This window comes from Syntrophorhabdales bacterium, from assembly GCA_035541455.1.
Classification (GTDB): Bacteria; Desulfobacterota; Syntrophorhabdia; order Syntrophorhabdales; family WCHB1-27; genus JADGQN01.
In genome coordinates, this window is the sequence record DATKNH010000109.1 from 1 (window position 1) to 25,712 (window position 25,712).

Genomic DNA, 25,712 nt, shown 5'->3' on the forward strand with positions numbered 1-25,712 from the left:
GAGAGTGATTGAACACACGGTGAGCCAGGACGCCGGGGCCATGATCCGTGATGGCATCAAAACGCTCGCGAAACAAGGGGTGTGCACGGAAAAGCTCTGGCCTTACGACATAAGCCAGTTTGCCAATAAGCCTACACCGGCCTGCTACAAGGAAGCCTTGAACTACCAGATCCAGTCCTACCAGAGGATCGACACTGTCGATGAGATGCGCTCCTGCCTCGCTGACGGCTTCCCGTTCGTATTCGGTTTCACCGTGTATACGAGCTTTGAATCACAACAGGTCGCAAGCACCGGCGTGGTAAACATGCCGGGGCCGGATGAACAGACAATAGGCGGACATGCAGTCGTCGGAGTTGGTTACGACGATTCTCAGAAACGGTTCATTGTAAGAAACTCATGGAGCGACACTTGGGGCATGAAGGGTTACTTCACGATCCCCTACGACTACCTGGGGAACAGAAATCTTGCGGACGACTTCTGGACGATCCGCGCGGGAGAGCAGATGTAGACGGGTAGCCAGAGCTGCATCTACGCGAAAAAGGTCCGGGTCGCTGATCATTTTTGAGCAGGGGGGTATTATGGGAACAGCCGGACAACAGAATCAGATCGCGGGCACGATCAAGCATGTCTTCGTGCTGATGATGGAGAACCGATCTTTCGATCATCTGCTGGGGTTTGCCGGCCTGGCAGGCCCGGACGCAACAACGGGCCAGCCGACACGCGCGGATGATCTCGTGAGTAATCCCCGCTATAATGTCGATCCGGCTGATCCCGCCACGCAGGTCTTCGCTGCAACGCCTGCGGAGTTTAAAATCTATCCACCTGATCCGGACCCGGGCCACGAGTTCAAGAATGCTCTCATACAGCTGTGCGGCGCCAATGCTGTCTACCCCGACCCCGCCACCAAAAAATATCCCGCGATCGACAACAGCGGATTTATAGCGAGTTATCGGGTAAGCGGCGCACCACAGCCGGCCAAGATCATGAAATGCTTCTCTCCGGAGCAGGTGCCCGTCATCACCACACTGGCTCGTGAATTTGCGACCTGCGATCGCTGGTTCGCATCCATTCCGGGCCCGACGTGGCCTAATCGTTTTTTTGTTCACGCTGCTTCCTCCGGAGGTCTTGACGACAGCCCGTCCAGTTTCCACGATCTGACATCAACGCTGCTTTACGGTTACACGTTTCAGAATGGCACGATCTACGAACGACTCAATGCCAAAGGCCTCGACTGGAACGTCTTTATGGGTGATGAGCTGCCGCAGGTGTTTGCTATCCACGGCATGCATGAGGCAAGACTTGAGGGGCATTTCAAGAAGTTTGATCACTTCGAAAAAGCTGTAAACGACCCGCATTTCTCGCCCTCGTATGTTTTCATCGAGCCGAGTTACGGGAATATTCTGCCCATGACTCCCGGCGATTACACATGCGGAAGCTCACAGCACCCGCTCGATGACGTCACCCGAGGGGAGAAGCTTATTAAGAAGGTATACGAAACGATCAGGAATTCTCCGCACTGGAATGAAAGCCTTCTGCTGATCACCTATGATGAACATGGCGGCTTTTACGATCACGCCGCACCACCGTCAACAGTAAGCCCCGGTGACCGGATCATGGATGACGATAATAATCAAAATAACTTCGATTTTACACAGCTCGGTATCCGGGTGCCGGCTATTGCGGTTTCACCTTTGATTCCGCGAGCTACGATCGATCACACGGTGTACGATCATTCCTCTGTTCTTGCGACAATCGAAACCATTTTCGGCATCGTTCCCCTGACGAATCGCGACAGTCAAGCTCATTCTGTGAACCACTTGCTTTCGCTTGCCTCTCCACGGACCGACGCACCCGTCAGCCTTCCTGACCCTCCTGATTCCGGCTTTCGCTGCGAGGAGGATACTGAAGATACATCGGTCGCGGTTGACCATATGATGAGGGCCGGTCGTGGCCCTGCGAAACCGGGCCCCATGGAGCCGACGCTTCGCGGTTGGGCCCATATCGCCTTTCTGAGACACAGCCAGCTCATGCCGGAGCCCAACAGGGAAGCGCTCGCCCGGGATTTTCTGAAAATCAGCGATCGGGCCGATGCGCTCAAGTACATGAAGGAAGTCAGCGCCACTATACGGATGCTGAAGAGGTAGTGCGCGATGTAGGTACTCGTCCAAGCAAGAGGAGGTGTCGATGGCCACACAACGGGTACGGACGGTCGGTGAACTGGCTGAGCGAATTGCACGCGATCCGGAATTGGAAAGAAAAGTCAAGGAAGACCCCATCAAGATCATAGCCGCGCTCGCAGCCCCACCTCAAACCGATGTCTGGGTTTATCGTATAGTTGTCATTGCCCTTGGCCTGATTGTGCTCGGCGCTATGACCGGAGGTATTGTCATGGCGGCGCGCGGATCAGATCTTCCACAGTTCATCGTTGCGGTCGGATCGGCTGCGGTTGGGGCCCTTACGGGACTGCTAGCGCCTTCTCCTGCCGTTACCGTAGAGAGGCACAGGTAGTTGAGGGCTGGAGTTGAGGTTGACGCCTATTTTACCAGGAACCCAATCAAAGGGAGTGACCCATGCCTAAGAAAAAAATGTCCGACCAAGAACAGGCACTATTTAACTTGCTTGCTGATCTGTCCGGTCATCTGGAAACAACGTCCCGTCATGATGAACGTGCCGTCCGTTCACTCCAGGAGGCCCTGGCCCAGACGCTTTCCGACGAGACAATCACCGCGATAAAAAACAGTTCCTTCTCTATCGAGCAGTCAGATCTTTTCTTCACTGATGCCATTGCGGAACATGAAGCGACGCGTCTGAAGGCTCTGGCTGCCAGGACCGTGAAAGAAGCCGGCAAGGAGAAGCTGCGGGTCTTCGTGCGGGATGTGCCGGTACGCAGCACACAGATTGCAGGTTCTGTTCCCTTGTGGGCCGGTGGCGCAGCCGTCGATAAAACCCTGGGCCCCTTCCTCAACAAGGACGGACGAAAGCTCTGGTTCGACTTTTACAAGATTGAGGTGCTGGTCGCGCTCTACATTGCAGGGCAAGCTGATCCGGCAATCCTCTTTGATGTTTCTGTGCGCAAGAAGATCATCAATAAGACATTACCCCCGGTCGTCAACCCGGCGGCGAAATACAAACTGGTACCCGACAGCGTCTGGATCAATTCCCGGATATTCGCCGCCAACGCACCTGCCGGATTCTTCACACCGTTGCGCATCAAGGGCGGCGAACTTGCCTTGAGCGTGCCGCCGCAGATCGTGAACGGCAAACTGACGATTGCTCCCACAACGGTCGTGACGGTGAAACTGGACCTGAACCAGCCTGCAGTGACAGACGCAGACCCTTCGAGCCCTTACGGTCAGGACGCGCGCAACGAGATTCTCAATCTGCCGACGCACATCTCTTTTCATTTTTCCGGAAGCGCAAGCAGTATCGATGCAATTGCTGATAACCCGCACTGGAGTGTCTACGGTCATCTTGCTGATTTTAAATGGAACAAGAAGGGCGCATCCACGTACGATCCGGTATTGAACCGCGTTCTTCTTCCTTTCACCTGCTCCAGGAAGACATTTGCCATTCGCGATTGCCGCTCACCCTTCACCACGTTTGCCGGTGAAGCCGACATCCAGTGGGCAGCGTGGGCATTGCCCTGCGCGCAGGTCGACGTGACTAAGCCAGCGCCGGCAGCAGGCATCGGCGGCATGGCCATCGGTTGTGCACAAGGCGTAACCGTGCAATGGACCGGTCTCCAGGGCGGTGACATCAACCTCACCAAGCCGTATGTGCTCGCCGACGTGGGAAGAATCAACGTGACCGATCTCTCCGCGGGCAATCTCTTCTGTACGCAGGAATACAAGCTCTGGAAGGATGACGTCAATCCCTTCGGCTCCACCATCGATCTGCAGTACACCAATCTCTTCCCCTTTGTCTTTAACACATTCGCGAATGGCAACGAAGCCCTGCTCGCGCTCGTCAACACGAATCCTTTACTGGACAGGCCTGTGACCGTAACCGGGCAGCCGTTTGATATCCACTCGAAAAAGTCGGTGCTGGTCCTGGCTGTCAACAAGGCATTCAAGCTGATCTACCTCTACGATGATAACATACTCTTTGATAATTACGATCCCGGCAAACTGAAAGAGACGTTGCCGCAGCCCGTTGCTGTGGCGCTGCAGAATGCATTGTTCAAAGTGAGCCCTGTCAATGGCTGCCTGCTCTTCGGGTTCCTGGCCGATGATATGGTGCAGGTCGAGAGAGGAATTCTATTCCTCACGTTCGGCATGTACGCGTATCTGCCAACGCTGCCTGACCCGTATGCGGCGAACCTGAACAGGTTGAAGTACCAGTTCGGCAGGCGCGCAGTCATCGGAAACACCGTGCTCACCGGGCAGACGATATGGCTCTGGCTGGTCTGCCAGATCGCGTGGCAGCCGGCATCACCCGATACAGATACGGTTGATGTCTCCTTCCATTTCGCGCCGCTGGAGAATCAGTTCCAGGTGAGCACGCCGGCGGGAGGCCCTGTGCAGCCTGTCACGCAGCCAACCCGTGCGCCCTTTATCCGGACGGACCTCAGCAATCATCCTTTCGTGCGACTCTTCAGTGTGCAGGCAATCGACGCGCCAACGCAGGCTACAGAGCAGTCGGCGCAGGCTGCGGCCTCAGCAGGCGACGTAAAGCCGATGATGTTCTTACCGGGCCTGCCCGATTACCAGGCCATTTGGGATCGGCAGTTCTCCTTTCTCGAGGGGGATGTCTTTGCGCTGCTGGATGTGAGCAGTAATGCCGACCAGATGGGCGTCAGCTTCGCATGGTTCGGCGACAAACGGATGGCTATGCTGCAGACGTTCGCTGTGGTCACGAACGAAGCTGCCTCGGCAGCGCCCGCTGAGTTCCCGGTGCAGGTGAAAGGCCTCGATGTGGTGGCGCGGGGTTACTTCGTGCGTGCCTTTACTGTGCCGCTCATTTCGTGGGAGCCGATTCTCAATCTGACGGCACCGGAAAAACCCGGCGATCCGCCTGTGCCGCTCAACTACTATCCGGATGATGGCGGGCCCACGAAGATCATGAACAACAGCGCGCAATTCGTGCCCATAGCGCCTATCCCTGTGTCCGACTTTCTCATCCAGGCCTACAAGACAGAGCCGAATAATATCACAGCCGCGTATTCCACCCTGCCATTCGGGCTTAGGACACTCGCTTTTCTCTACAAGACCAATAAGAGCCAGTCGCAAAAACCTGACCTTCAGCCTGCACAGCCGTCGTTTGCTGATGATCTGAAAGGCGGAATCCAGTTTCAACTGACTGCAGGCTCCGGTTTCAACAGCGACGAAGACAACATGTTCCGCGGCTACACCCTGCAGACCAATAATGTGCTCGACTCGAGCGGACAAAAGACCGATGCGAGCACGCTGGGCTACGATGTCTCGGTCATATTCAACGGAGAATTTTTCGAGCCGGTGCAAGCGACGCTGGATGACCAGCGGGGCGTGCCCGTCACACGCATGGATGTGAGCGGCTACGGCGGCAGCATCATCAGCAACTGGGTCAATACCAAAGCGCAGTTCGCCAGCACAAGCCAGGCAAAGTTCGACGTGTTCGTGGGCAGGTGCAGCCACGAAGTCATACAGGTAAAAAGTATCCTCTACCCGTGGGGTATTAGGGTTGTGCGCACGATCACCCTGTTCCGTGTGGGTAGCGGTTACGTCTACCGCTATGACAGCGGCTGGAGAGCGGAAAGCGACGGAAAGTTCGACTTCACGTTCCAATATCATACCAACCCGAGCGACCCCAACGACACCCCGAAAACAGCCATGCCATACAGCATACATCCGGGTGTGGTACAGGGGCTCTTCAACGTACAGAACATACGGTCGGCGGTAAAGGACGTCGCGCCCTTTCTCTTCACCATGGACATCACCGGTTTTTATCAGGTGGACCCGGCGACCAACCGGATCGAACCGTACGTCAACGCGCCCACGCCGGTCGATGTTAACCTTCAGTCTGTCTATTTCGACGCAGACCTCCAGGTTGAAAATGTGGTGCAAGGACAGTCCGGCGGCCTTGTGCCCGGGAAGAAGATTCTCGGATTTGTCCAACTCGCTCCGCGCGGCATACCGCTTACACCTCAGGGCTTCCAGGCTCTGCTTGCGCGCCAGTTCGGTTCCATCGGAGGGCCAATCGACTGTATCGTCGACATCGGCAAGAACGGACAAAAAATGCGTATCAACTGGGTCGACGTGAACAATTCGACTGACGCAACCAACACGAAACCCGTATTTGCCGCGGCGATCCGCGGTAACGTGATTCTGCCCAAGGACGGATCGTGGAGCATGGTGACGCATGCGCAGGCTACAGGAGATGTGACGCCGCTGCCGGACGCCGTGACTGTGCCGCTTATCCGCATAGGCGAACTGGCCGCGGACCTGACGTATCCGGATACGGATCTTTTGCGTATCGCCAACCCCACGGAACTGCTGCGCGCACCGATGAATGACACGGTCAACTTCGGCTTCCTGCAAAGCACCAATACGCAGAAAGTGCTCTTCCTTACGCCCTCTTTCGCGAAGCAATTGACGGACACAGTCCCTGGCAAGCTCCTGAGTAAGACGCCGCCGCTCTTTGCCGATGCCTATCGGATCATCAGTTCTAAAGGCATCTTTCCCAATATCGGCGATGCGTTGAGCAACTTCGGTGATGCAATTGCTTTGACCAAGGATTTCGTGAAGAATCCTTTGACGGATGGCGGTACGCAGGTGCTGGAGCTGATGGGCATTAACACACCCGATGGTGTAACGAGGCTGCAGCAGGACGGTTACAAGCTGCTCAATGCTGCAAAAAACTTCGACCTGCCCAGCACAGCCTGGTACCTGATTAACGAAGACTATTTAAAAGTCTATGTAGAGTACAAGGCAGACACACAGAACAGGGACGGCTCAACACAGGCGAGGACGGGCAGTCTCAATTACGACGTGGACTCGTTTGCATCGAGCGTGGCAGACCGTTGGAAGAGCCGCCTCGACAATCTCGCGATGGTGGTCGATCTCGGGCCGTTCAGCCGTCTCATGCTCGTGAAAGGGAACTTTAATGCTAATGACGGTGCGGAAGCAAGCTACGAAGGCGATGCAAGTGATGCTGATTTTCCTTCGCCCCAGCTTTCGTTCAGCAAAGACCTTCAGCCGGTCATTGATATCCTTCAGATACTTGAGGATCTGCAGGGCGAGAACTATGCCGACGCGATCAAGAAGGGCCTCAAGATAGCCATGAGCAATGACGCGGACAGCTGGGAGTACAAATTCGAAGCGTCAAAAGAGATACCCGTGGTGAAATTCCCGGTTCCTGACGCTGTCTATAACGATCCCAACACGCCTTTCAAACTGGAAGCATCGCTCAAGGTAAGCATGTATTTCAATGCGGCGCTCTCCACCGCCGCGATTGGAGACCCGAAGAAACTGCTGCCGACCGCAGGCGCTTCCCTCGATTTCTACGGACGCCTCTCGGTCATGTGTGTATCGCTCAGCGTGGCGACGATCTATGCCGTAGGGCAGGTTAACCTGGGCATTGCCGCAGACACGAAGGTTGGTCCGTCGCTCACGATGAAATTCGGCTTTGGCGCGCAGATCGTGGTTGGCCTGCCGGTTGTCGGAAATGTGAGCGTGCTCTATATGGCAGGTGTCGAGATCTACGCTGACTCGACAAAGCTGAACGTCTCCGCATTCCTCCTGTTCCAGGGCCAGGCAGAGCTGCTCGGAGGCCTTGTCGGCGTCACCATCACCATTGAAGCGAAAGGAACGATCTCGAGAAGCAGCGACAGGACCGATTGCGCGGCACAGGTTACGTTCGGATTGGATATCAGCATCTTCCTCGTGATCGACATCAGTTTCAGCACGTCCTGGCAGGAACAGAGGCAGATAGCATGATGGAGCGAAGGAAACAGTTAGCAGTGAGCAGTCTTTATTTTCGGATGCTTCGCTCTTTCAGATCCAGGACCCGTGTCCGGGTACCCGCATGCGGGTGTTCCCATGACCCTATCTTTTCAAGGAGCTACTCATGGAACCGAACAGAAGATTTGCCATACTGACCTTTCCCCAGTTCTTTGACGGCAGCGTACTGAACGTCAACATTGTCTTCCTTCCCCGTAACCAGAACCCGGTGACCGCCGCCATTACGGCGGCGGCTCCCATGCCCGATGCGCCGGCATTTGCCGACGCAAAGCTCTCGTTCGTGGCGAAGATCATCACGGGGCTTTCAGGATTGCCGGGCACTGTGCCCAGCCTTCCTCCCGTTGCATTGTCAACAGCGCAGCCTGCCCAGGCAAGGCCTATCTTCCAGGCGCTCGCCGATCAGTTTCAGATCAGTAACCTGGGTGTGCAGAACACGAACCTCAACATCAACGCTTTCCCCGGGAAAGCGCCTGACCCGGTTGATCAGGATCATTCCGTCAAGAAATACCTGCCCCTCTCGTACCGCCAATCTTTCAACTTCGTCGCCCCAAGGACCCGCAACGCGCTCATCGATGACACGTACCATTGCGCAGTGCGCGGCGCCGGACCCAGCCCGGGTTTTACGCAATCACCGGAGGCGATAAGCTGGGGACAGGTCTTCGCGCATATCATGCGGCAGCCCCTCCTTGCAGAATCGGTCGGCATGATCTATCACGCGCAGCTCGCGATCGACGCAAGCTATTTCCCGAAAGGCGGATGGCTTTACATCGACCTCGCCGATTCCAGCGACTACAGGGCGCAGCAGAAGGTGGATGATACCTTCATCAGAAAATACGCGGCTCGTATCCCTGCGCTGACGATTGGCGTCGAGCGGAGCGTCTTCGCAGCCGTGCTCTTTCCGGTGCTGCCGGTTCCCGCTCCGGGCAATTACGATCAACTTTTCATAGAAGCCGGAGAGTATGACGACGGGTTCGCGAAGATCGTCCACGGCTTCCAGCCGGTGAGCGACAACCTGCTTCTGGAGGAGAGCGACGGTTTTCATCCCACCAAGGAGATAGGCATACGCCTCGGCTGGGATGACGAACAGATCCTGATCTGGTACATGCGCCAGCTCATGGAAGATCCGAGCGTGGGCCCGAACCAGCGGATCGACGCCCCGATCGGCGCATCAGGCTACAGGATCGATGTGAGGGAACAACCTGTACCGCCTGCACCTGCCGACCCCTGGCAATCATTGAATGAAGTGAGCAGCAAGGCGCCCCTCGTCGTTGCCGATCCGGTGACGAACAATGTTGTCACGCTCGGCGATTTCACTGATAAGGAGATCAACTATCAGGTATATCCCATCCAGCTGGATGGCGACACGACAAAGAACTATTGGCTCCCCATGTATTTTGCCAACTGGAACGGCAAATCAATGGTGCTGCCTGATGGCGATGCAGCAGCCATCTACCAGAACCAGGACGTAAAACCTGATCCGTCCACGAATGTAAAAGGCGGACCAGCCAACAACCTGAACAAGCTATATACGGCGGCACCCATCACGACGCCGCTCCAATACGGAAACATCTATCAGTTCCGCGTGCGCATGGGCGACATGAGCGGCGGCGGGCCCGCATCCGATAAGGACCCGGCGTACCAGAGCGTATCGCAGATAGCGACCGTACATTTCAAGCGCTTTGTCGCACCGACCACAATACAGATCGACAACCTGCCCGTGAATACGGATCAGCAGTACTACTCCGGTGGAAGTCTGGCCATCAAGAGGCCGCTCCTCGGCTACCCCGCGGTTGTCTTCACCGGCAAGTACGTTGACCCTGTCAGCCTGCTGAAGCAGGCCTCCATCGATATGGCAGGCAAGGAAGCCTTCGGCATTCCAGATCCTGATGTGGGGAGCGTTGAGATCACCGTAGAGCTTCAGACCCTGAAAATGGACAACCTGATGAGTGTGTCAGGCAAAGAAGCCTACATAAAGTTCTATACAACCACCAGGAAATTTCCGAACCTGTCGCCCACGTTCGACGATCAACTGATTATTTCTCTCGACTATAGAGATTGTCATGTGCTCAATTTCGGTGACCCGACCGACCTGGGTGATCTGGGAGTAACACAGGCCCAGATAGATGCCATGGATGGGCTGCCCCTGCCGACTGCCAGAACCATACGCCTGACCATACGCGCGCTCTGCGACGAGAGGGCCGGCTACTATGGGCTCGAAGAGCCCGATCCCGACTTCAATACCCGTTACGGCAGGACGATTGAGTTCCAGCTCTACAAGGAATCGACCGATGAAAGGGCGTTGTTCCTCAATACCGGCGCAGCAGCGCAGACTCAGGGAATCTATCTGCAGCCCGATCCGCCCGCAGTCTTCAACGGCAACCTTGCAAGCATCCTCTTCGGCAATGAAGTGGCCAAGCCACCGGATATGATCCAGCGTTTAGCGCAGCAGTTGGGCGTTGAAAACAACGGGCTGACGCTGGTCGGCAAGAAAGGCACACGCGTGCAGTTCGGCTGCTCGCAAAGGGTCCGCCACACACTCTCTCCTGATAATTCATCCATCACCTTTGCCAGCAAAGGAGATCTCGCAAACCACTGGCTCTCCTGCATCACTCTGGAACTGGACAGGGACTGGACCTGGGATGCACTGGAAGACTATAGCCTCGTCATCCAGAGGAAGAAACGCTTCAGGGATGATCCTGTGAGTGATACGGAAATTCTTGAAGTCGGTGCTGTGGAAATCAAGAGGACAGCATCACTCAATGCGCTGCAGGCGGCTGACCGCAGCAGCACCTTCATAATCTTCATCGATGCCGTGGAACCGAAGAGTACACTCATGCAGCCAGCCCCGCATGGTCATGATCCGCGCTTTCCTGACCTGATCGAACTGGAGTATACAATCCAGGTCCAGTTCAAGCAGAACCATGGCTCAGAAAATGATGGTGACCTGGTGCTGCCTCTGGAGTTGCCGATAACGCTTCCGCCGTCGCAGGTACCGAAGATCGTTTCTGCGGGCATTGCACTCTCTCCGTACACGCGCAATCGGAAATACTCTACGACCCAGCCTCGCAGAAGATTTCTCTGGATCGAGTTCGATTCTCCGGTGAATGACCCGAAAGATACGTACTTTGCGAGGGTGCTCGCTTATGCGCCGGATCAACTGCTCAGCAATAATGATCCTTCCCTGCTTGTGGTGCCTGACGAGCCCGCGCTGCCCGTCGATCCTGAATATATCCGGGTGATCACACCCGGTCAGTCGAATGACGACGCAGGGCTTGATGCGATGCAGCCAATGGAGAAGGCCACTGATTCAGATACCTATTACCTGCTGCCCCTTCCGCCGGGCCTCAATGCAGAATCGCCGGAGATGTTTGGCTTCTTCACGTACGAGGTGCGAGTGGGGCACTATCAGTACGCGGATACGAGTGGCGGCCACACCGACGGGGAAAGCGTGTGGACAACCGCGCAGGGGCGCTTTGGAAGGCCGCTCCGGGCAACGGGCATCCAGCATCCTGCGCCGACGCTCACCTGCACGGTGAACCGTGATGAAGAGAAAGTATACGTAACCGCGCCCTATGCAGTTGCGGTGCAGAACGGGAAGAGCGTCACGGCTGACCCGCCAAGGACCCAGCTCTGGGCTCTTCTCTATGCGCAGGTAAAGCAGGCGGACAACAAGGATTTCCGCAATATTCTTTTGGATGACAAGCTGCTGCACGCGAATCTACGGGTGGAGTATCAGGCGAATGTGAACTGGAATTTCACGCACAGTGATGTGCAGCTTGCCGAGCTGAAGCGCGTCGTGATCCAGGGCTGGAAAACGGAAACAGATATCGGCCGGCTCGCGCATCTTTACAAGCTGGCGAGCCCTGCCGGCATCAACGTGGATGCGACAAAGTACGGCACAGCGATCTGGACCAACATTGACGTCAGCGATCTCCTGGCCTTATACGGCTTACCCGCCGACTCTTCATTGAGCGTGCTGGTCGTAGAGATATTGCCGCACATCACGAATATCTATGAACACGTGAGCGGGCTTGATCGCCAGGACATAAGGAACAACCTGAGGAGCACGGTATCGAACGTGGAGTTTCCATCGGACGCGATGCTCCAGGAAGGCTTCGCAGCGCGCACTCTGGCCGCGCAATCGGTGAGCTTCTATGAGGACAGGCCGCTCAGCGATCAACTGGGCCAGTATCGCATCCTGCGAACGTCTCCACTTGCCGAAGTACCGTTCGTCTGCGTGACATAAAAAGGGCAGGTCCAATCCCCTGCAACTCCGGGTCGTGAGGCGGTGGCGCTATCCACCGACGATCACGACCCGTTTGCACCGCTTTCAGCACCGGACAGCTATTCTGCAGATCCTTTCGAGATTTCCCTCTTCAACCCACACCACGACCGTCAGCCGTTCTTTGCAGGCGCGCAACACAAGTTCGCCGATGCCTCTCTCTCGGCTCCTGAAAACATGCTCTTTACAGCATGAAGAGAGAACAAAACCTTCGAAGTCACCAAAGCAGTCGTAGAGCACTTCGCAGACTTTGCCGGTCAGTTCGCGCTTCTCCTCACGCACGCCTTTGACCGGAACCCCTTGCAGCGAAGGCTGGATCTCTTCAGAATTCCCGCCCAGTCCGTCGACTCGCGCGCTGATGTAAGAGATGTACCGTTTCAGCACTGGATACCATCTGCTTGTCGGGGAAATGGCCTGAAGCCTCCACTTCAGAATCGCGAGAGTAGTCTCCTCAGGGTACAGCATGACCTCTTTCGTGGTCACCGGTATCTTCACCTGGAAGGTCCCAACGACATATCTCCAGTTTCTCATCCACTTTCGATTGGATGCGGCCGCCTCTTTGAGCACGTTGACGACCTGGACCTCTCTGCCCGTCTGCCTCGTGGTAATGCGCCTGATCAGGATATTGTACTCCTGCCCCTTCTTCACCGTGGGAGGAAGATCGACGGTCAGCAGCCCTGCAAAATTCTGCCCGGAACCGGCTGGAATCGGAACATAGGTCACCCCCTTGGTGACTTTGCACTCAACGGTATTGTGGTCAGGCGCCGAGAGCAGATGCGTGTTATATAACTGCGACGCAAGCTTCAGGACCTGAGTTGTGTCCACTTGCGGCCAGTAGATACGCGCCGTGCTGCCAACGGGCGTACTCCCCCAATCAATCATCAGCTCGTCCGGGTAGTTGAGCAGAGCCCCGGCACTCTTCGAAACAGGAAGGCTCGGACGCGTGTCGAACGTTTGAGGTATACGATGCGTTGCTTCAACGCCGGGATTTGCGGAATACGTGATCTGAAGGTTGCGCTGGGCCAGTTTGTCGCTGTTTTCCGGACTCATGGTCACGCCGTTGGCATTGATGATCGGTGCGTCATCGTACGCGATCTGGGCCACAACGCAATGGTGCGTGCCGTTCAGCAACGCGGGTACCGGTGAACCATTGACGATGTCGCCCGAGTCGAATACGTTCAGAAAGCAGCCGAAATAGGCCCACGCGCCGTCGCCCGATGTTATTTGGATGGTCCGGTTGTTGATACCGCTCGATCCGTACTCAGGATTATTCGGATCGGTTAAATCCGGGCCGTTCCCTGTCGCGAAAAAGGGGATCGTATGGCCGTCGGTCGCGGGCAAGGGCGAGGCGGGCAGGTTCCGTGAATCGAGGTTGCTCAGATACGTGGAGCCAGGCTGATAATCGGTATCTGCCGATTGTGTGCTCCATAACCGGAAAAAGACTTTCACGTTCTCGGCTTTCGAACCTGACGTGCCGCGCAGCCGCACTCTTGCAATGGCGAAGTTGTAATTGTTGGCCAGGACCGGTGGGAAGAATGATTTCCATCGCAAGGGCGTTACCGATGAATCACCGGTCAGAGCGCCCGATTGGCCGGGAAGGACAGAATTGAAAGGATCGGCACCGGAAGGATTGGCGTACGTCGTATTGAGGTAGCTCAAGAGATTCTGGGCATAATCGTACGCCCCGGCGATGCTGTCCGTAGCGAACGTCGGGCCTCCGGCCACCGGTATACTATTTACCGCAGGGGCCGCGGAGAAGACGCGCAGATCCTGGCTCAGATAGAAAACGTTCTCCTGCGTGGGATCGACATTCGTGAAATAGGGATCCGCACCGGCAACGAGTTCGAAGAGCGTTGCCGCGGCCGTCGCGCTGCCGCCAATGGTCATCGAGGCGTCCAGCACTTCCTGTGCAGGAGGATCGCCTGAGTTGGGAAAGGAAGCGAGAGCTGCGCTCGTGAACTGAATGTCAAACGGGAAGCGGATTCTCTGGGGCGTGTAGAGATCGCCGGGAAGCTCATAGTCAGGGCCCGAAGCGTTCGGGCTTATGGTAACCCCGCTCAACGTGTTGAAGTGTCCCGCGAGCAGCGGTGTGAGCGGGCTTGGCTGATCAATAGACAGCTGATCGACCGTGAACCCTTCCAGGACGACCCAGAATGCATTGAAGAATTTGCCTCCGCCTGTCGCGATCACGTCATTCACTTCATCCTTGCCGAAAGTGCTCTTGTCGTTGACGAAGTACATGTCCTGCGTGATGTTCCTGTAGCAGAGATAGACGTCTCCGCCGGGCGAATCATCGCTGACAATGACACAATGCTGGCCGTTGTCTGTGACCGAGTCGTCGGCAATCCAACTCAGAGCGGCATCTGTGTCGATGACGGTGGGTGTCGTCTGCGTACGTAGCTTTATCTCGATGTCGTAAAAGGGTGTCAACGCAGTATCGGGATAGTCGGTAAATGCTTTGAAGCCGTAACACTCCAGCGTCACATTGGCCCAGTGGAGTTCGTCGATGTTGTTAACAGTCAGGTCTGCAGTCGGGTGTCCGCTGAAGGAAGAAAGATAACTGAATTGAGTGCCCGTCTGGCCGGTGAGTGTCATGATACCCTGTATAACATCGCCGGGGTTGACCTGGACAAGGTTGCCGTGGAGCGCGGTCCCGCCCTGGCCGTCGACATACCAGTTGGTGATGGACCAGTACTTTCCACCGCCGGCCGGAGAAGATCCCCATTGGAGAACAGGTTGCAGAATGAAAGGCCCGCCGCTGTTCTGCTGGATGCCGTTGAAGAGATATACGAGCTGACCGTTGTCGGTTCCCGGAGCAGGCGGAACGATCCAGCTCGCGCTGAAGTAACTGATCGGATTTCCCGATGTGTTCGTCCACTCCGTGTTGATAATCCATCCATCGGTGATAGGCGCAGGAGCCGGGATTCCTCTTCTCCTCTCTGCGGGTTTGACCCGAAGCGCGCGTTTGCCCGCTTTTTCCGCACGTGCCCTGGGGACCTCCCCGAGATCCTTTATTATCCTGCCCGTCGCCGAATGAACGATCTTGAGTCTGCCCCCTTCTGCGCTGACATGGTGGTCCGGTTCCACGTGATGGACCTTCGATCTCGGTCTCCAACCTCCCGGAGTCAGAACCAGTTCATCCTTCTCGTTCTTACCCGGGACTGTTTTCTGCGCTATCTTCTCCATACGGATCTCCTTTGGCCCAATCCGGGCCTCTCGCGTGCGCTTTCCGATTCTCTTTGTCTTTACTCTTTTCACATTTGCCGCTGATTTCCCTTTACAGAGTGATCGCTCCTTCCCGTCTATTTCTTCTTGCCTCGTCGTGTAGTGGCGCTGGAAGAAGTTTTCCTCCGTGCAGCCCATTTTCCTTTTGGCACTTCACCGAGATCCTTGACGATCCTTCCGGTTGCGTCGTCGACTATCTTCAGCCTTCCCCCTGCAGCATCGACGTGCTGGCCCGGCTCTACGTGATGTACTTTCGACTTCAGCCTCGGGCCTCCCGGCGTAATTACTATTTCATCTTTTTCAGTCTGTTTCCCCTTTTCCCCGGATGCCACTTTTTTACTGAGGGACAAATTTCGCTCACCTCCTCATCGCGCTCGGGAAAGCTTCCGGGAGCCGGGACGACAATCACCCCGGCCCCTCTGCACGCGACTCGCGTTACGTATCGTTACATGCCAAGCTTCTTCAACACCGCTGCAAGTTCCTGCAGCAACTGGATCGACTCCTCCTTCTGGAGGATCTCGGCAAGCTGCCTGAAGTGGGCCGGTTCGCGGATGCCGGGAGAGAGGCTTGCGAGCGAACGCGTCTGCGCTATTTCTTCGAGCAGCTGCCTGAAGTGGGCCGGCTCTCTGACGCCCGGCAGGCGAAGACGTGCCTGCATCCGGCTTGCGCCGATTCGATCCGCAAGCTTCAGTTCCGGATAGACTTCATCGATGGCAGAAATCAGCACCTCTTCTTCTTTCCCGAGAGCAATGCCCGCATCAAACCAGTGCGCAGGCTCCTGCACTTCCGGAGGAACGCGCGTGGTCAGCTGCTGAAGAATGTCAGACCTGATGCCCGCGCCCGGGAAATGCGCAGGTTCCATCCAGTGAAAGTGCGCAGGCTCCATGAAGTCAGTCTTGAGTTTGAGCTTCAATGCTTCAAACCAGAGAAGCTGCAGATTGTAATCGCCGGCTTTCACTTTACCTGCGGACCTGCCTGCTATCTCCTTGAAGACGGGTGCAAATTCGCGTTCGAAGAGCGTGCCTTCCAGGTTCTTGGCTGAGAACGCCATTTTGGTTATCTTGCCTCCCGCGCCTATCTGCACCGTGATCGGAAGTGTGGTCGTCACCACAAAACCGATATGGCGCGAGGCGGTGTCGAAGGTCGCGTCGATCCGCTCCTGGAACGCCTCGCGAATAGCGCGGTAAATGTTGACGAGGTCATCGAACTGTTCAACGATAACCGGATGGGCCGGTTCAACCCAGTCTCTATTCTTGATCGCCATAGCATCCTCCTTTTTGTTTATGAGTGAGATGGGCCCGGAAAAGACCGTCCCTGGATCCTTACCGGTGCGCCTTCTCCTTGCTACCTGTTGCTGTCCAATTGTCTTCGGAATTCCTCATAGGGGATGGGCCGCTTGAGCATCCCGAAAATGCTGTGATGGCCGGCGGACGCCCCATCTACCCAACTCTGTACCCCTTCGTACGGCACAAGCGCGCTTTCGAAAAGCGATACGGCCGATGCATCCTTCCAGGAGACAGTCTCTTTTTCTCCTGTCTCGCGTTCCGCGTACGCGTGCCGCAGACGCTGCAGGATCCACTCGCCTCTCGAACGAAGTTCCGCACTCCCCTGATCCACTCGCTGTCGCATGCTCGCCATGGCCCCTCTGATCGCTTTCTCGTCTCCGGGTTGAATGGCGGTGACGATATCATAAATACGGCAGAGGCAACGATAGGTATCGATGTTGGTCTCTTTGATGAAGGAGCGAACTTCACCGCGCAATTCCTGGCTCAGGATCTCGGGATAGAAGCGTCTGAGCAGCTGAAATGAGAAGTCGACTTCCATATTGAAGTAGTGGAGACCGAAGTCGCTGAAGTTCCTGTTGAAGAAGGCATAGTTCGCTATCCTGTGAAAAGTCTCGACTTTCGGATCCCTCAGGCGGTAATCGAAGCCGAAGTAATCTCCCACGAGGATGCCATAGTCGCGGAGCTTTCTTTCCAGACCTGTAAACGCGTACGCTTCAGCCCTGCAGAAGTTGAACGGGTTATCCATATGGCGTTCCATGAAGCGCAGATTGATCAGAATGTCGTCGAGCGTTGTATCAGGCTCAAACATCAGCAGATTGTAGGCGATGTGGACATCGAAATCATTGAGGATGGTGAGAGCGTTCTCGATTTGCTCACGCGTGCACTTGCGATTGAGATTCGCGAGCGCCCGCTCCGAAGCGTTCTCGACGCCGAGAAAGACGCGAAAAACACCAAGCTCGTCCAGAACGGAAAGGGCTGCCCGGTTTATGCTGTCGGGCCGCGCCTTGACAGCGATTGCAATATCTTTCACGCCGGCTGCAAAGAGTTGATCACGCAACTCGGTAAAACGTGCAAGGGCCTGATCAGGCTTCGGGAGAAAGAAATTATCGTCCTGGAAATTGTAGATGCGCACACCATGCTTGAAATAGAGCTCTTTCATTTCTGCCACAATGTTCTCGATGCTGCGGACACGAAACTTGTGTCCGCCACCGCTGCGGTACCAGGCATCGATGCTGCAGAACGCGCAGCTGCGCCAACAGCCGCGGCTCGATAGAATACTTGCGATGGGTTTTCCGAAATACGAGTGAAAGGCGCTGCGATACGGGAAAGGGAGCAGATCGAGGTTGGCAGGATTTCCAGGCGACGGGTTCACGCGGGGCGAACCGTTCGGAGGCCTGTAGCAGAAGCCGGCCACCTTGGAAGGATCATCCAGGTGCTGCGCCAGTTCACAGATCAGATATTCTCCTTCGCCGAGTGCGACCGAATCAAATGCGGGGAAGTCAGTCAGAAGCTGCGTACAGTTGAGCGCGGCGAAGTGACCTCCGGCAGTGATGTGACCCTTGAATCCGCCCGCACGGAGCGCATCCGCAAGACGACAGAATTCTTTGGCCCGTCCCGTGAAGACCATTGAGAGCCCCGCAATATCAGGTGCCAGCCTGGCCACCTGACTGACCACATTGGGGATCTCGGCTTCTTCGTTGAAAGGAACGATAGTTGCGGTATGGCCCTTTTGCGCTAGGGCCGACACCATGTAGCGGAGCCCAAGATTCTCCTCCAGTTCGGCACCAATCAATACAACGTGCATGCTACCCCCCTGTGTGGTAGAGCCGTATATTACCGACTCCGAGTAAAGTTAAAGATCAAGTCACCTAAACTCCACACCCCGCAGTGTTGCTGTTCCTCACTGGCATGTCCGTATACACCAAAGCATTAATACCTATTTACTAAAATTAATCTCGCATAGTGCACTCGTCAAGGTCGGCCATGTTTTATTCTCGAAAGCGGACGCCACTCTCCCGGCCGACCCTCGTCCGGGAATTGATTTGGCAGAAGAGGCATAGGATGTTAAACTGTTCGTGTTTCTCAGGAGTTTCTGGCGACGTTGCCTGGAACAACCATGATCCAAGGGAGAACAATAAATGGCAAGAAAGAATATGGTCTTTATCGCGATGGTTAGTTTTGCACTCTTGGTGACAGGAGCCATGTTGCACGGACAACCTGCTGCAGGTGCGAACCAAAAAGTGGAACTCGACGTCCCTTATGAGCCGACGAGTTATGGGATCGCGTCTGAGATGTTAACTATAGCAAACGTGACCTCGAAAGACCTTCTCTACGACCTCGGTTGCGGGGACGGCCGGATCGTGATAATGGCGGCCAAAGAGCGTGGAACGAAAGGGATCGGAGTAGACGTGGATCCGGAGCGTATCAGGGAAAGCAGAGAGAACGCAGAACGGGCCGGCGTCTCACACCTGGTCAGTTTTTACGAGCAGAACCTTTTCCAGACAAAAATCAGTGATGCTACGGTCATGATGCTCTACCTGTGGCCCGAGGTCAACCTGAAGCTGAGACCGAAACTTCTCAAAGAATTGAAACCGGGTACGCGCATCGTCTCCCACAGTCACACCATGGGCGAGTGGGCGGATGATGCCACGCGTGAGGTCGAAGGACATACGCTTCATTTCTTCGTAGTCCCGGCCAACGCATCCGGCAGATGGCAGTGGACGGGACCCGACAAGGAAACCTGGTCCCTGGAACTGACCCAAAAATTCCAGAAGATTAAAGGTTCGATCAGGGTTGGGAAGCAGACATTTCCTATCTTCAACTCTTCTCTCAGAGGTAATGAACTTATTTTTTCAGTAGAACGAAAGAGGCAGGAGGCACAAGACGTACTTTCCTTCAGTGGTCGAATTTCCGATGACTCCATCCATGGTGAGATTGCGGAGGGAGGGAAGGGCTATTCGCCGATTCGATGGAACGGCGCGCGGGTTCCGTCGACCATGGTGCCCATTGCGCAATAATTTAGGATTGTGGACTGTAGCAGGCTTCTCGCCTTGGCAACACAGCCGGATTGTGATAAGATAAAGGCGGTTTAAGCTACTTAGTGTTCCTTCCCCGGTGGCAGTTCTACGAGAACAGTAACTAGCTTGCTTTACCTGCACCAAGTACCGGAAGATTCGTGCAAGATTGACGCTGAGTAAAAAAGGGGAGAAGTATGCTCATCTCTGATACAAGACAAAAGCTAAAGGAGGTTTCACGTGTTGGTCGGAAAAATAGCAAAGAACTCTAAGCATAGAATAATGGTTACCGTGGAAGATCAAAAAGGGGCAAAGGTTGTGGACCTCAGGGTTTATCAAATCATCAATGACGGTGAACTCTCACCCACGCCCGAAGGCATCTCGCTGCAACCTGAAAACTTGAATGCAGTTGTTGAGCTTTTGAAAGACGCTCAAAAGAAATTAATGGCAGAATAAACCGCGAAAGGCGGAGTTCGGCGTCGCGCCTGACCTGGAGAGTCGCTGAATCACGGTTGCTAACGCATGAATCGAGGAGGTTGACTTGGCAAAACATCGCGGGCAATTTAAGGGTGAGAAGCGGAGGAAAGAATTGGTTCGGCTTCAGAAGCAGGAGGAAAAGAGGCAGCGGCGATTTGGCATCAAACCCCAAAACGAGCCGGGCAGTCCGACTGCAGAGACTGAGAACCTGGAGATTGAAAAATCGTCGACGGATGAGACTCAAGCGTAACTCCGCTAATAATGCGGGAGGATAGCCGGCATCTGATTTCTGTAACTGTTTGAGCGCGCTTTCCCGGTTTTCAGCCGTATCACCGGACAGGCATTGTTCAGTAGAATTGCCTTGAGCCTGTTGATGACCGGCTCGATCGCAGAAACCACCATATCAGGGCACTTCATTTGCGGAGCGGCACACGTGTTCAGGTTCTTCGGCCTCAGCGAAGAAGAAAAATACGAAATCACGAGCTGGGCTTTCAGCTACTTTATGACGAGAAGCCTGACCGTGACTGACGCAGTGGTCGAGGCGGTGAGGAAAGTCAAGCCTCACAAGGTGAGAGAAGATGGCTCGCCCAGGCTTTCAAAATCAGTGATGCGCGAGCTCGAGCTGAGAGTCAAGAATATGCTATAGAGCTATTCTGAAAAGATCTGGGCTGAGAAGACGTAGGTCTGTGCATCTTTTTCTTTCCACGCAGCTGGCGGCAAGCCCGCTTTGATGCATGTCTGATTAAGGAATTCCTCGCGATTCCAACCAGTGGAGCTCGCAACTTGAGGCAGCAGAAGGCCTGCGTTGTCGCCTTTGGTTATATAGAGGCCGTGCTGCCCTACCTTGATTTCAGCCGTATCTCGAACCCTCTTCATAGAGCTGAGGACCGATATCTCGATACGGATATCTTTGAGCTCTGCGGAATCGACCGCAGGAAAGCGAGGATCGTGGCTGCTTGCGGCTATGGTCATCTCAGATACAGCCATGGCCAGAGGCTGCACTGGCTTGACGTAGCCGATGCATCCCCGCAGCATAGCTTTCTTCTGTAGCGTGACGAACACACCCCGCTTCTCCATGAGCTTTTCAGCTACCACATCGATTCGGGGAATTCCATTACCCATGGCCTGTCCTTCGAGCGTGCGCCGGGCAATCTGAAGCAGTATCTTTTGCTCCTTTTCGCTCAGGGCAATGTTTGGTTCGGCAGGATAAAAGCCTACAACTCCGTAACCTACCACGCGCACCCTGTCTCCGCTGACGTCGCCCGAATTGGCGTATTCAAGAAGCCTTGCTCGTGCGCCCGTATTTTCCGCAACACGCATGAGTGTGGTGACCGCCTGAGAGCCGCAGAGCTCGCTCGTGCCCGACTCCATACTCTTCCTGAGTGTTCTCAAATCAACAGCTTCGATCAGTTTGAGGGTTGTCCTGTCCATCGCATTGGCTTCATGGTAGGGATGGTAGTGCGAGAGGTCGGAGGATGCAATGACGAGTACCCTGCCTGGGTTCTGCTCTATGCGGGTGGCGAGATAGTCGGCGAGCGAGCGCAATTCGGGCCCGCTCATCTTTCCGATTACCAGAGGCACGATCTTGAAATTCTCGAGCACTTTCTGAAGGAAGGGCAATTGCACCTCGACAGAATGCTCTCTCTCGAATGCAGGAGCCAGGTATCGCACAAAGCTGCACTGCTCCATGAGGGAGGCTGCCGATTGTTCGTCGATTGGAACCCTGCCCAGCGGCGTTTCCCATGCGCCGTAAGGATAGATAGAGACGCCCTGATAGGGGGCATAGTGGCTCGGGCCCAGGATAAAGACTGTCTTGTAGGGTTTACCTGCTATCTGCCGGTAGGCTACTGCAGCTACCCTGCCGGAGTAGTCGTAACCTGCATGAGGGACCACGAGGCCCAGGGGTGCTTGCGAATTCTTCTGGACCTTGCCTTCCGCCTCCTTCAGGAGAACGTCAATTCTCTGCTCAAGTTGTTTCTTGTCTGACGGGTAGAAGGCGCCGGCCACGACGGCTTTCTGGAGAGACGGCGGTTTGGCCTGTGACCAGGCATGGTGAACGCAAACAAAGACGAGGATGAACGCACAAAGAAATCTTATGTGGACCATAAACCCTTTATCACTGTCCCGCAGAATTTGCATTTACCCTTCTTTACCTCGTTCGCTACTACGCTGTAGCCCGCCCTTCTGATTATCGGTCGCTGACAGCCGGGGCAATAGGTGTTTTCACCAGCATTCCCCGGCACATTTCCCGTATAAGCATAATGTAATCCGGCCTTCAAGGCAATATCTCTCGCCCGTTCGATAATCGGCACAGGGGTGGGCGCAACATTTGTCATCTTGTACATGGGAAAGAAGCGGGAAAAGTGAACCGGCACATCAGGCCCGAGGTTTGTCTTTATCCATGAACACATCTCTGCAATCATGGCAGGATCATCGTTCTGTCCTGTGATGACCAGGTTTGTTATCTCCAGCCAGACTCCCTTTTCCTTCAAGGTCTTGAGTGTTTCGAGCACCGGCTTCAGCTCGCCTTCGCAGAACTTGCTGTAGAATGCCTGGCTGAACCCCTTGAGGTCAATGTCCGCTGCATCGATATACTTGCAGAGCTCTTTCAGTGGTTCCTGGTTGATGTAACCATTCGAGTGGTAGACGCTGAGGACGCCCCTTTTCTTGGCGAGCATTGCCACGTCCAGCATATACTCGTAGAAATTTGTCGGCTCCGTATACGTGTGGGCGATACTCTCGCAGCGGGATGCCAGCGCAGCCTCTATCACTGCCTCTGGGGGAAGCTGCTCGTTTAAGGTATCCGACGGCGACACCTGAGATATCTGCCAGTTCTGGCAGAATTTGCAGCGCAGATTGCAGCCGGCACTTGCGATGGAGAAGGAAGCGCTGGTGGGCCGCACGTGATAAAAAGGTTTTTTCTCGATAGGGTCGACATGCACCGCGCAGGGCAGCCCGTACCCAAGCGAGTAAAGTGTACCCTTGTTGTTTTTTCTGGCGCGGCAGAAACCCGTCTCGCCGTCAGGGATTGTGCATCCCCTCGGGCAGAGCGCACAACTAACACTATTTTTCGGATCGCTCAGTTTCCGGTAGTATCTGGCTTCCTTGGTGTAGCTTGCCGGCTTAGACAGTTCCTTCGCCTCTAACCTGAGGGCAAGAGACGCGAGGCAGATGGTCTTCAGAAAAAGGCGCCGACTGATCATGCCTTACTCATATAAGTATAGCTCGTTTGCGGTGGAGGAACAAGAAGATGAAGGTGCAAGCTTTGAGCAACACCATGAGAAAGAGAGTGCTGAAAAGTCCCAGTAGAGGGAAGAACAGAAGACCCACGAAAAGCCCCCCTGCGCAGCCGCCGACGAGATCAGCAGCATAAAGAGCACCCACCCTTCGCTGGAGGGGGCGGGCAGACCGGTAGATACTCGAAGCCAGGGGGAATTCAAGACCGATGAAGATGCCCGAAGCGAACAGCAGCACGAGAAAAAGGAGGTGCAGGGCTATAGGCCGTGCCGTGAGAGAGAAAGAGAGGAGATGAAAGATGGCGATCACAAGGACGACGTAGAGAGCAAGTCCGGCTTCGGTGAGCAGCAGGATGAACTCCTCTTGAACCCGGCGCAAGGACGCCGCAGCGAGGAGGCTGCCGGCTGCTATGCCGGCCATGAAAGCGGTGAGCAGCAGGGCTATCTCATAGAATACGTAGCCGTACACCACCTGAAAACCGAAGATGAGAAGCAACTCGAGGGTCATGCCTGCAAGCCCTGTGCTGCCGATGACCAATGGCAGCGAGACGCCTGGCCATCGCCTGCCTATAAGCAGAGCCGCACCGAAGAGAAGCAAGATAACGGCTGCGGCCAGATGAAAGGTGACCTTCTGTCCCCAGTCGAATAAAGGTTTCAGGAAGGGGGTCAACATGACGTTCTCGTAAGCCAACGCATAGAAGACGCCTGCGGGCAGGAAATCATGGTTGGCGAGGGCTTGGGCATTACCCAGCGCAGCATGAAACCAGTCACGTCTTCGTTGCTGGAGACGGTCCTCCAGATGTGTCTTTGTAATGAGATTGGTGGAAACGTGAGATGACATGAGCCTTGTGTAGAGCAGGCTCGCTGTTATGTCTGATACCTGGGCCGATCGAGAGGCCAGCACTATGTTGGTATCCCCCGGGATCACGTACTGGTACGGGAACGGTGATCGCAACGAATGCAGGGCCGATGTGTTGAGGCTTTTAAGTTCAGAGTTGTAATAGGCCAGGGACCCGGGCAGCCTGAACGCAAGAATACCAGATTGGTCAAGCCTGTTCCTGACAAGTGCAAAGAATTCCTCAGTGAAGAAGCGGTTCTCTCGAAGGTTTGATGGAGAAGCCGTAGCGAGTAAAATGACATCGTACGTGGAATCTGTTTCCCGGATGAATCGTCTCCCATCGGCGTAATGCAGATGCACGCGCGTATCGGTCAGCTCCTCTTCAGTCAACGGCGTAGAGAAACTCCTGATGGCCTGCAGCATCGCCGGATCCAATTCTACGTAGTCTATCCTCCTGACCGATGGATACTTGAGCGCTTCATGAACGGCCCCGCCGGCCCCTCCTCCAAGGAAAAGAATTCTCTCGGGGGAAGGATGCGCAGCCAACGAAAAATGGACGAACTCCTCGACGGATACAAGGTCGGGAACGGGTGTCGTGACCAATGGTAGCCCGTTGCTGAAAAAAGTGTACTGCCCCTGTGTCCTGGCTACAGCGATGTTCTGGTAAAAGGAATTCTCGTAGTAAACGAGGTCACGGCCCGCGAAGCTCTTTTTCACTGTGAGTTCGTGCAGACTATCTGACCGTGTCAGCAGCACAAAGGCCGGCAGAGCTACCAGGAGCCCTGCTGTCAGCGCATACGTGAGAGTAGATTTCCTGATGCGAGCACGTGAGAGCAGGAAAAGAGAGCAGATGCCATTCAGCAAACAGATCCCAAAAGCCGTATGGAAAGCGTGCACATGGGGAATGCACACGTAGCTCACCACAAATCCGCCGAGAATAGTGCCGACAGTTTCGTAAAAGTACACCCTCCCTGCGGGAGAAGGCGTTGTGGGGTTAGCAGCGGCGTACAATGCGCACGCCAGCGAGAACAAAAAACCATGCAGGAAGCCGGTGGGCAGGAGAAGGACGAAGGAGCCCCAAAGGACAGACGCAAGACCGAGGGCTATCTCCGGAGGAATGCCTGTGATTACCTTGAAGAGGCGGGTGGCATAAATGCTTAGCGGAAAGGCAGCTGAGAAGAGGAGCGTTGCCCACGTGTACAGTTTTACATCGACAACTCTTTTTTGTGACCAGATACCGGCTATGAACGCTCCCAGCGCCTCGGCAACAACCCACGAACTGATCACAACGCACAGAGACAATTCATTGCCCGAAAAAAGAATGAGCATTTCCCGTAAAAGCAATGTCTGGGCAACAATACCGCCAAGCCCCAGTACCAGCAGCGCGATGATAAGCATGAAAGAATAGTACCACGAA

At 55.1% G+C, this 25,712-nt stretch carries 16 protein-coding genes; 9 read left to right on the plus strand and 7 right to left on the minus strand.

Annotated features, from left to right (window positions below):
• The 5 genes from VMT71_11075 to VMT71_11095 form a co-directional block, all read left to right on the plus strand.
• Positions 1-508: C1 family peptidase (locus VMT71_11075; protein HVN24504.1), on the plus strand; the 508-nt coding region annotated here is incomplete at its 5' end.
• Between the two features lie 70 nt (positions 509-578).
• Positions 579-2,144 (plus strand): alkaline phosphatase family protein, encoded by a 1,566-nt coding sequence (locus tag VMT71_11080; protein ID HVN24505.1) that lies wholly within the window; start codon positions 579-581, stop codon positions 2,142-2,144.
• Positions 2,145-2,184: 40 nt separating this feature from the next.
• Positions 2,185-2,508, plus strand: a complete 324-nt coding sequence (locus tag VMT71_11085) for a hypothetical protein (GenBank protein ID HVN24506.1) — start codon at positions 2,185-2,187, stop codon at positions 2,506-2,508.
• Between the two features lie 62 nt (positions 2,509-2,570).
• Positions 2,571-7,913, plus strand: coding sequence for a hypothetical protein (locus VMT71_11090; GenBank protein ID HVN24507.1), 5,343 nt, complete (start codon positions 2,571-2,573; stop codon positions 7,911-7,913).
• Positions 7,914-8,043: 130 nt separating this feature from the next.
• Positions 8,044-12,183 (plus strand): hypothetical protein, encoded by a 4,140-nt coding sequence (locus tag VMT71_11095; protein ID HVN24508.1) that lies wholly within the window; start codon positions 8,044-8,046, stop codon positions 12,181-12,183.
• Positions 12,184-12,267: 84 nt separating this feature from the next.
• On the opposite strand, the gene VMT71_11100 is transcribed toward VMT71_11095, so the two are convergent.
• The 4 genes from VMT71_11100 to VMT71_11115 all read right to left on the minus strand — a co-directional run bounded on the left by VMT71_11100 (position 12,268) and on the right by VMT71_11115 (position 18,534).
• The gene (locus VMT71_11100; protein ID HVN24509.1) at positions 12,268-15,405 is read right to left on the minus strand and encodes a hypothetical protein; all 3,138 of its coding nucleotides are present in this window, start codon (positions 15,403-15,405) and stop codon (positions 12,268-12,270) included.
• 116 nt (positions 15,406-15,521) lie between these two features.
• A complete protein-coding gene (locus VMT71_11105) occupies positions 15,522-15,794 on the minus strand; it encodes a hypothetical protein (protein HVN24510.1) in 273 nt (90 codons plus the stop codon).
• 95 nt (positions 15,795-15,889) lie between these two features.
• Complete coding sequence (locus tag VMT71_11110; GenBank protein HVN24511.1) at positions 15,890-16,708, minus strand: hypothetical protein; 819 nt, start codon at positions 16,706-16,708, stop codon at positions 15,890-15,892.
• An 80-nt stretch (positions 16,709-16,788) separates the two neighbouring features.
• Complete coding sequence (locus VMT71_11115; GenBank protein ID HVN24512.1) at positions 16,789-18,534, minus strand: radical SAM protein; 1,746 nt, start codon at positions 18,532-18,534, stop codon at positions 16,789-16,791.
• Between the two features lie 334 nt (positions 18,535-18,868).
• On the opposite strand from VMT71_11115, the gene VMT71_11120 reads away from it, so the two are divergent.
• The 4 genes from VMT71_11120 (at position 18,869) to VMT71_11135 (ending at position 20,867) form a co-directional block, all read left to right on the plus strand.
• Entirely contained in the window at positions 18,869-19,747 is an 879-nt protein-coding gene (locus VMT71_11120) for a class I SAM-dependent methyltransferase (GenBank protein HVN24513.1), read from the plus strand.
• Positions 19,748-19,984: 237 nt separating this feature from the next.
• On the plus strand, positions 19,985-20,200 hold the full coding sequence (locus VMT71_11125) for a transcriptional coactivator p15/PC4 family protein (protein HVN24514.1): 216 nt from the start codon (positions 19,985-19,987) through the stop codon (positions 20,198-20,200).
• Between the two features lie 85 nt (positions 20,201-20,285).
• Positions 20,286-20,471 (plus strand): hypothetical protein, encoded by a 186-nt coding sequence (locus VMT71_11130; protein ID HVN24515.1) that lies wholly within the window; start codon positions 20,286-20,288, stop codon positions 20,469-20,471.
• A gap of 123 nt (positions 20,472-20,594) precedes the next feature.
• Entirely contained in the window at positions 20,595-20,867 is a 273-nt protein-coding gene (locus VMT71_11135; GenBank protein ID HVN24516.1) for a hypothetical protein, read from the plus strand.
• A gap of 2 nt (positions 20,868-20,869) precedes the next feature.
• Here VMT71_11135 and amrB read toward each other — a convergent pair whose 3' ends face one another.
• From amrB to VMT71_11150, 3 genes are read right to left on the minus strand one after another with little or no spacing between them, the layout of a single operon-like run.
• Entirely contained in the window at positions 20,870-22,360 is a 1,491-nt protein-coding gene (gene amrB, locus VMT71_11140) for an AmmeMemoRadiSam system protein B (protein HVN24517.1), read from the minus strand.
• Positions 22,315-23,424, minus strand: a complete 1,110-nt coding sequence (gene amrS / locus VMT71_11145; protein ID HVN24518.1) for an AmmeMemoRadiSam system radical SAM enzyme — start codon at positions 23,422-23,424, stop codon at positions 22,315-22,317. Before amrS ends, amrB begins: the two co-directional genes overlap by 46 nt.
• A 7-nt stretch (positions 23,425-23,431) precedes the next feature.
• Positions 23,432-25,693 carry a hypothetical protein gene (locus tag VMT71_11150; protein HVN24519.1) on the minus strand — a complete coding sequence of 754 codons (2,262 nt, stop codon included), beginning with the start codon at positions 25,691-25,693 and terminating at the stop codon, positions 23,432-23,434.
• Between the last annotated feature and the right edge of the window lie 19 nt (positions 25,694-25,712).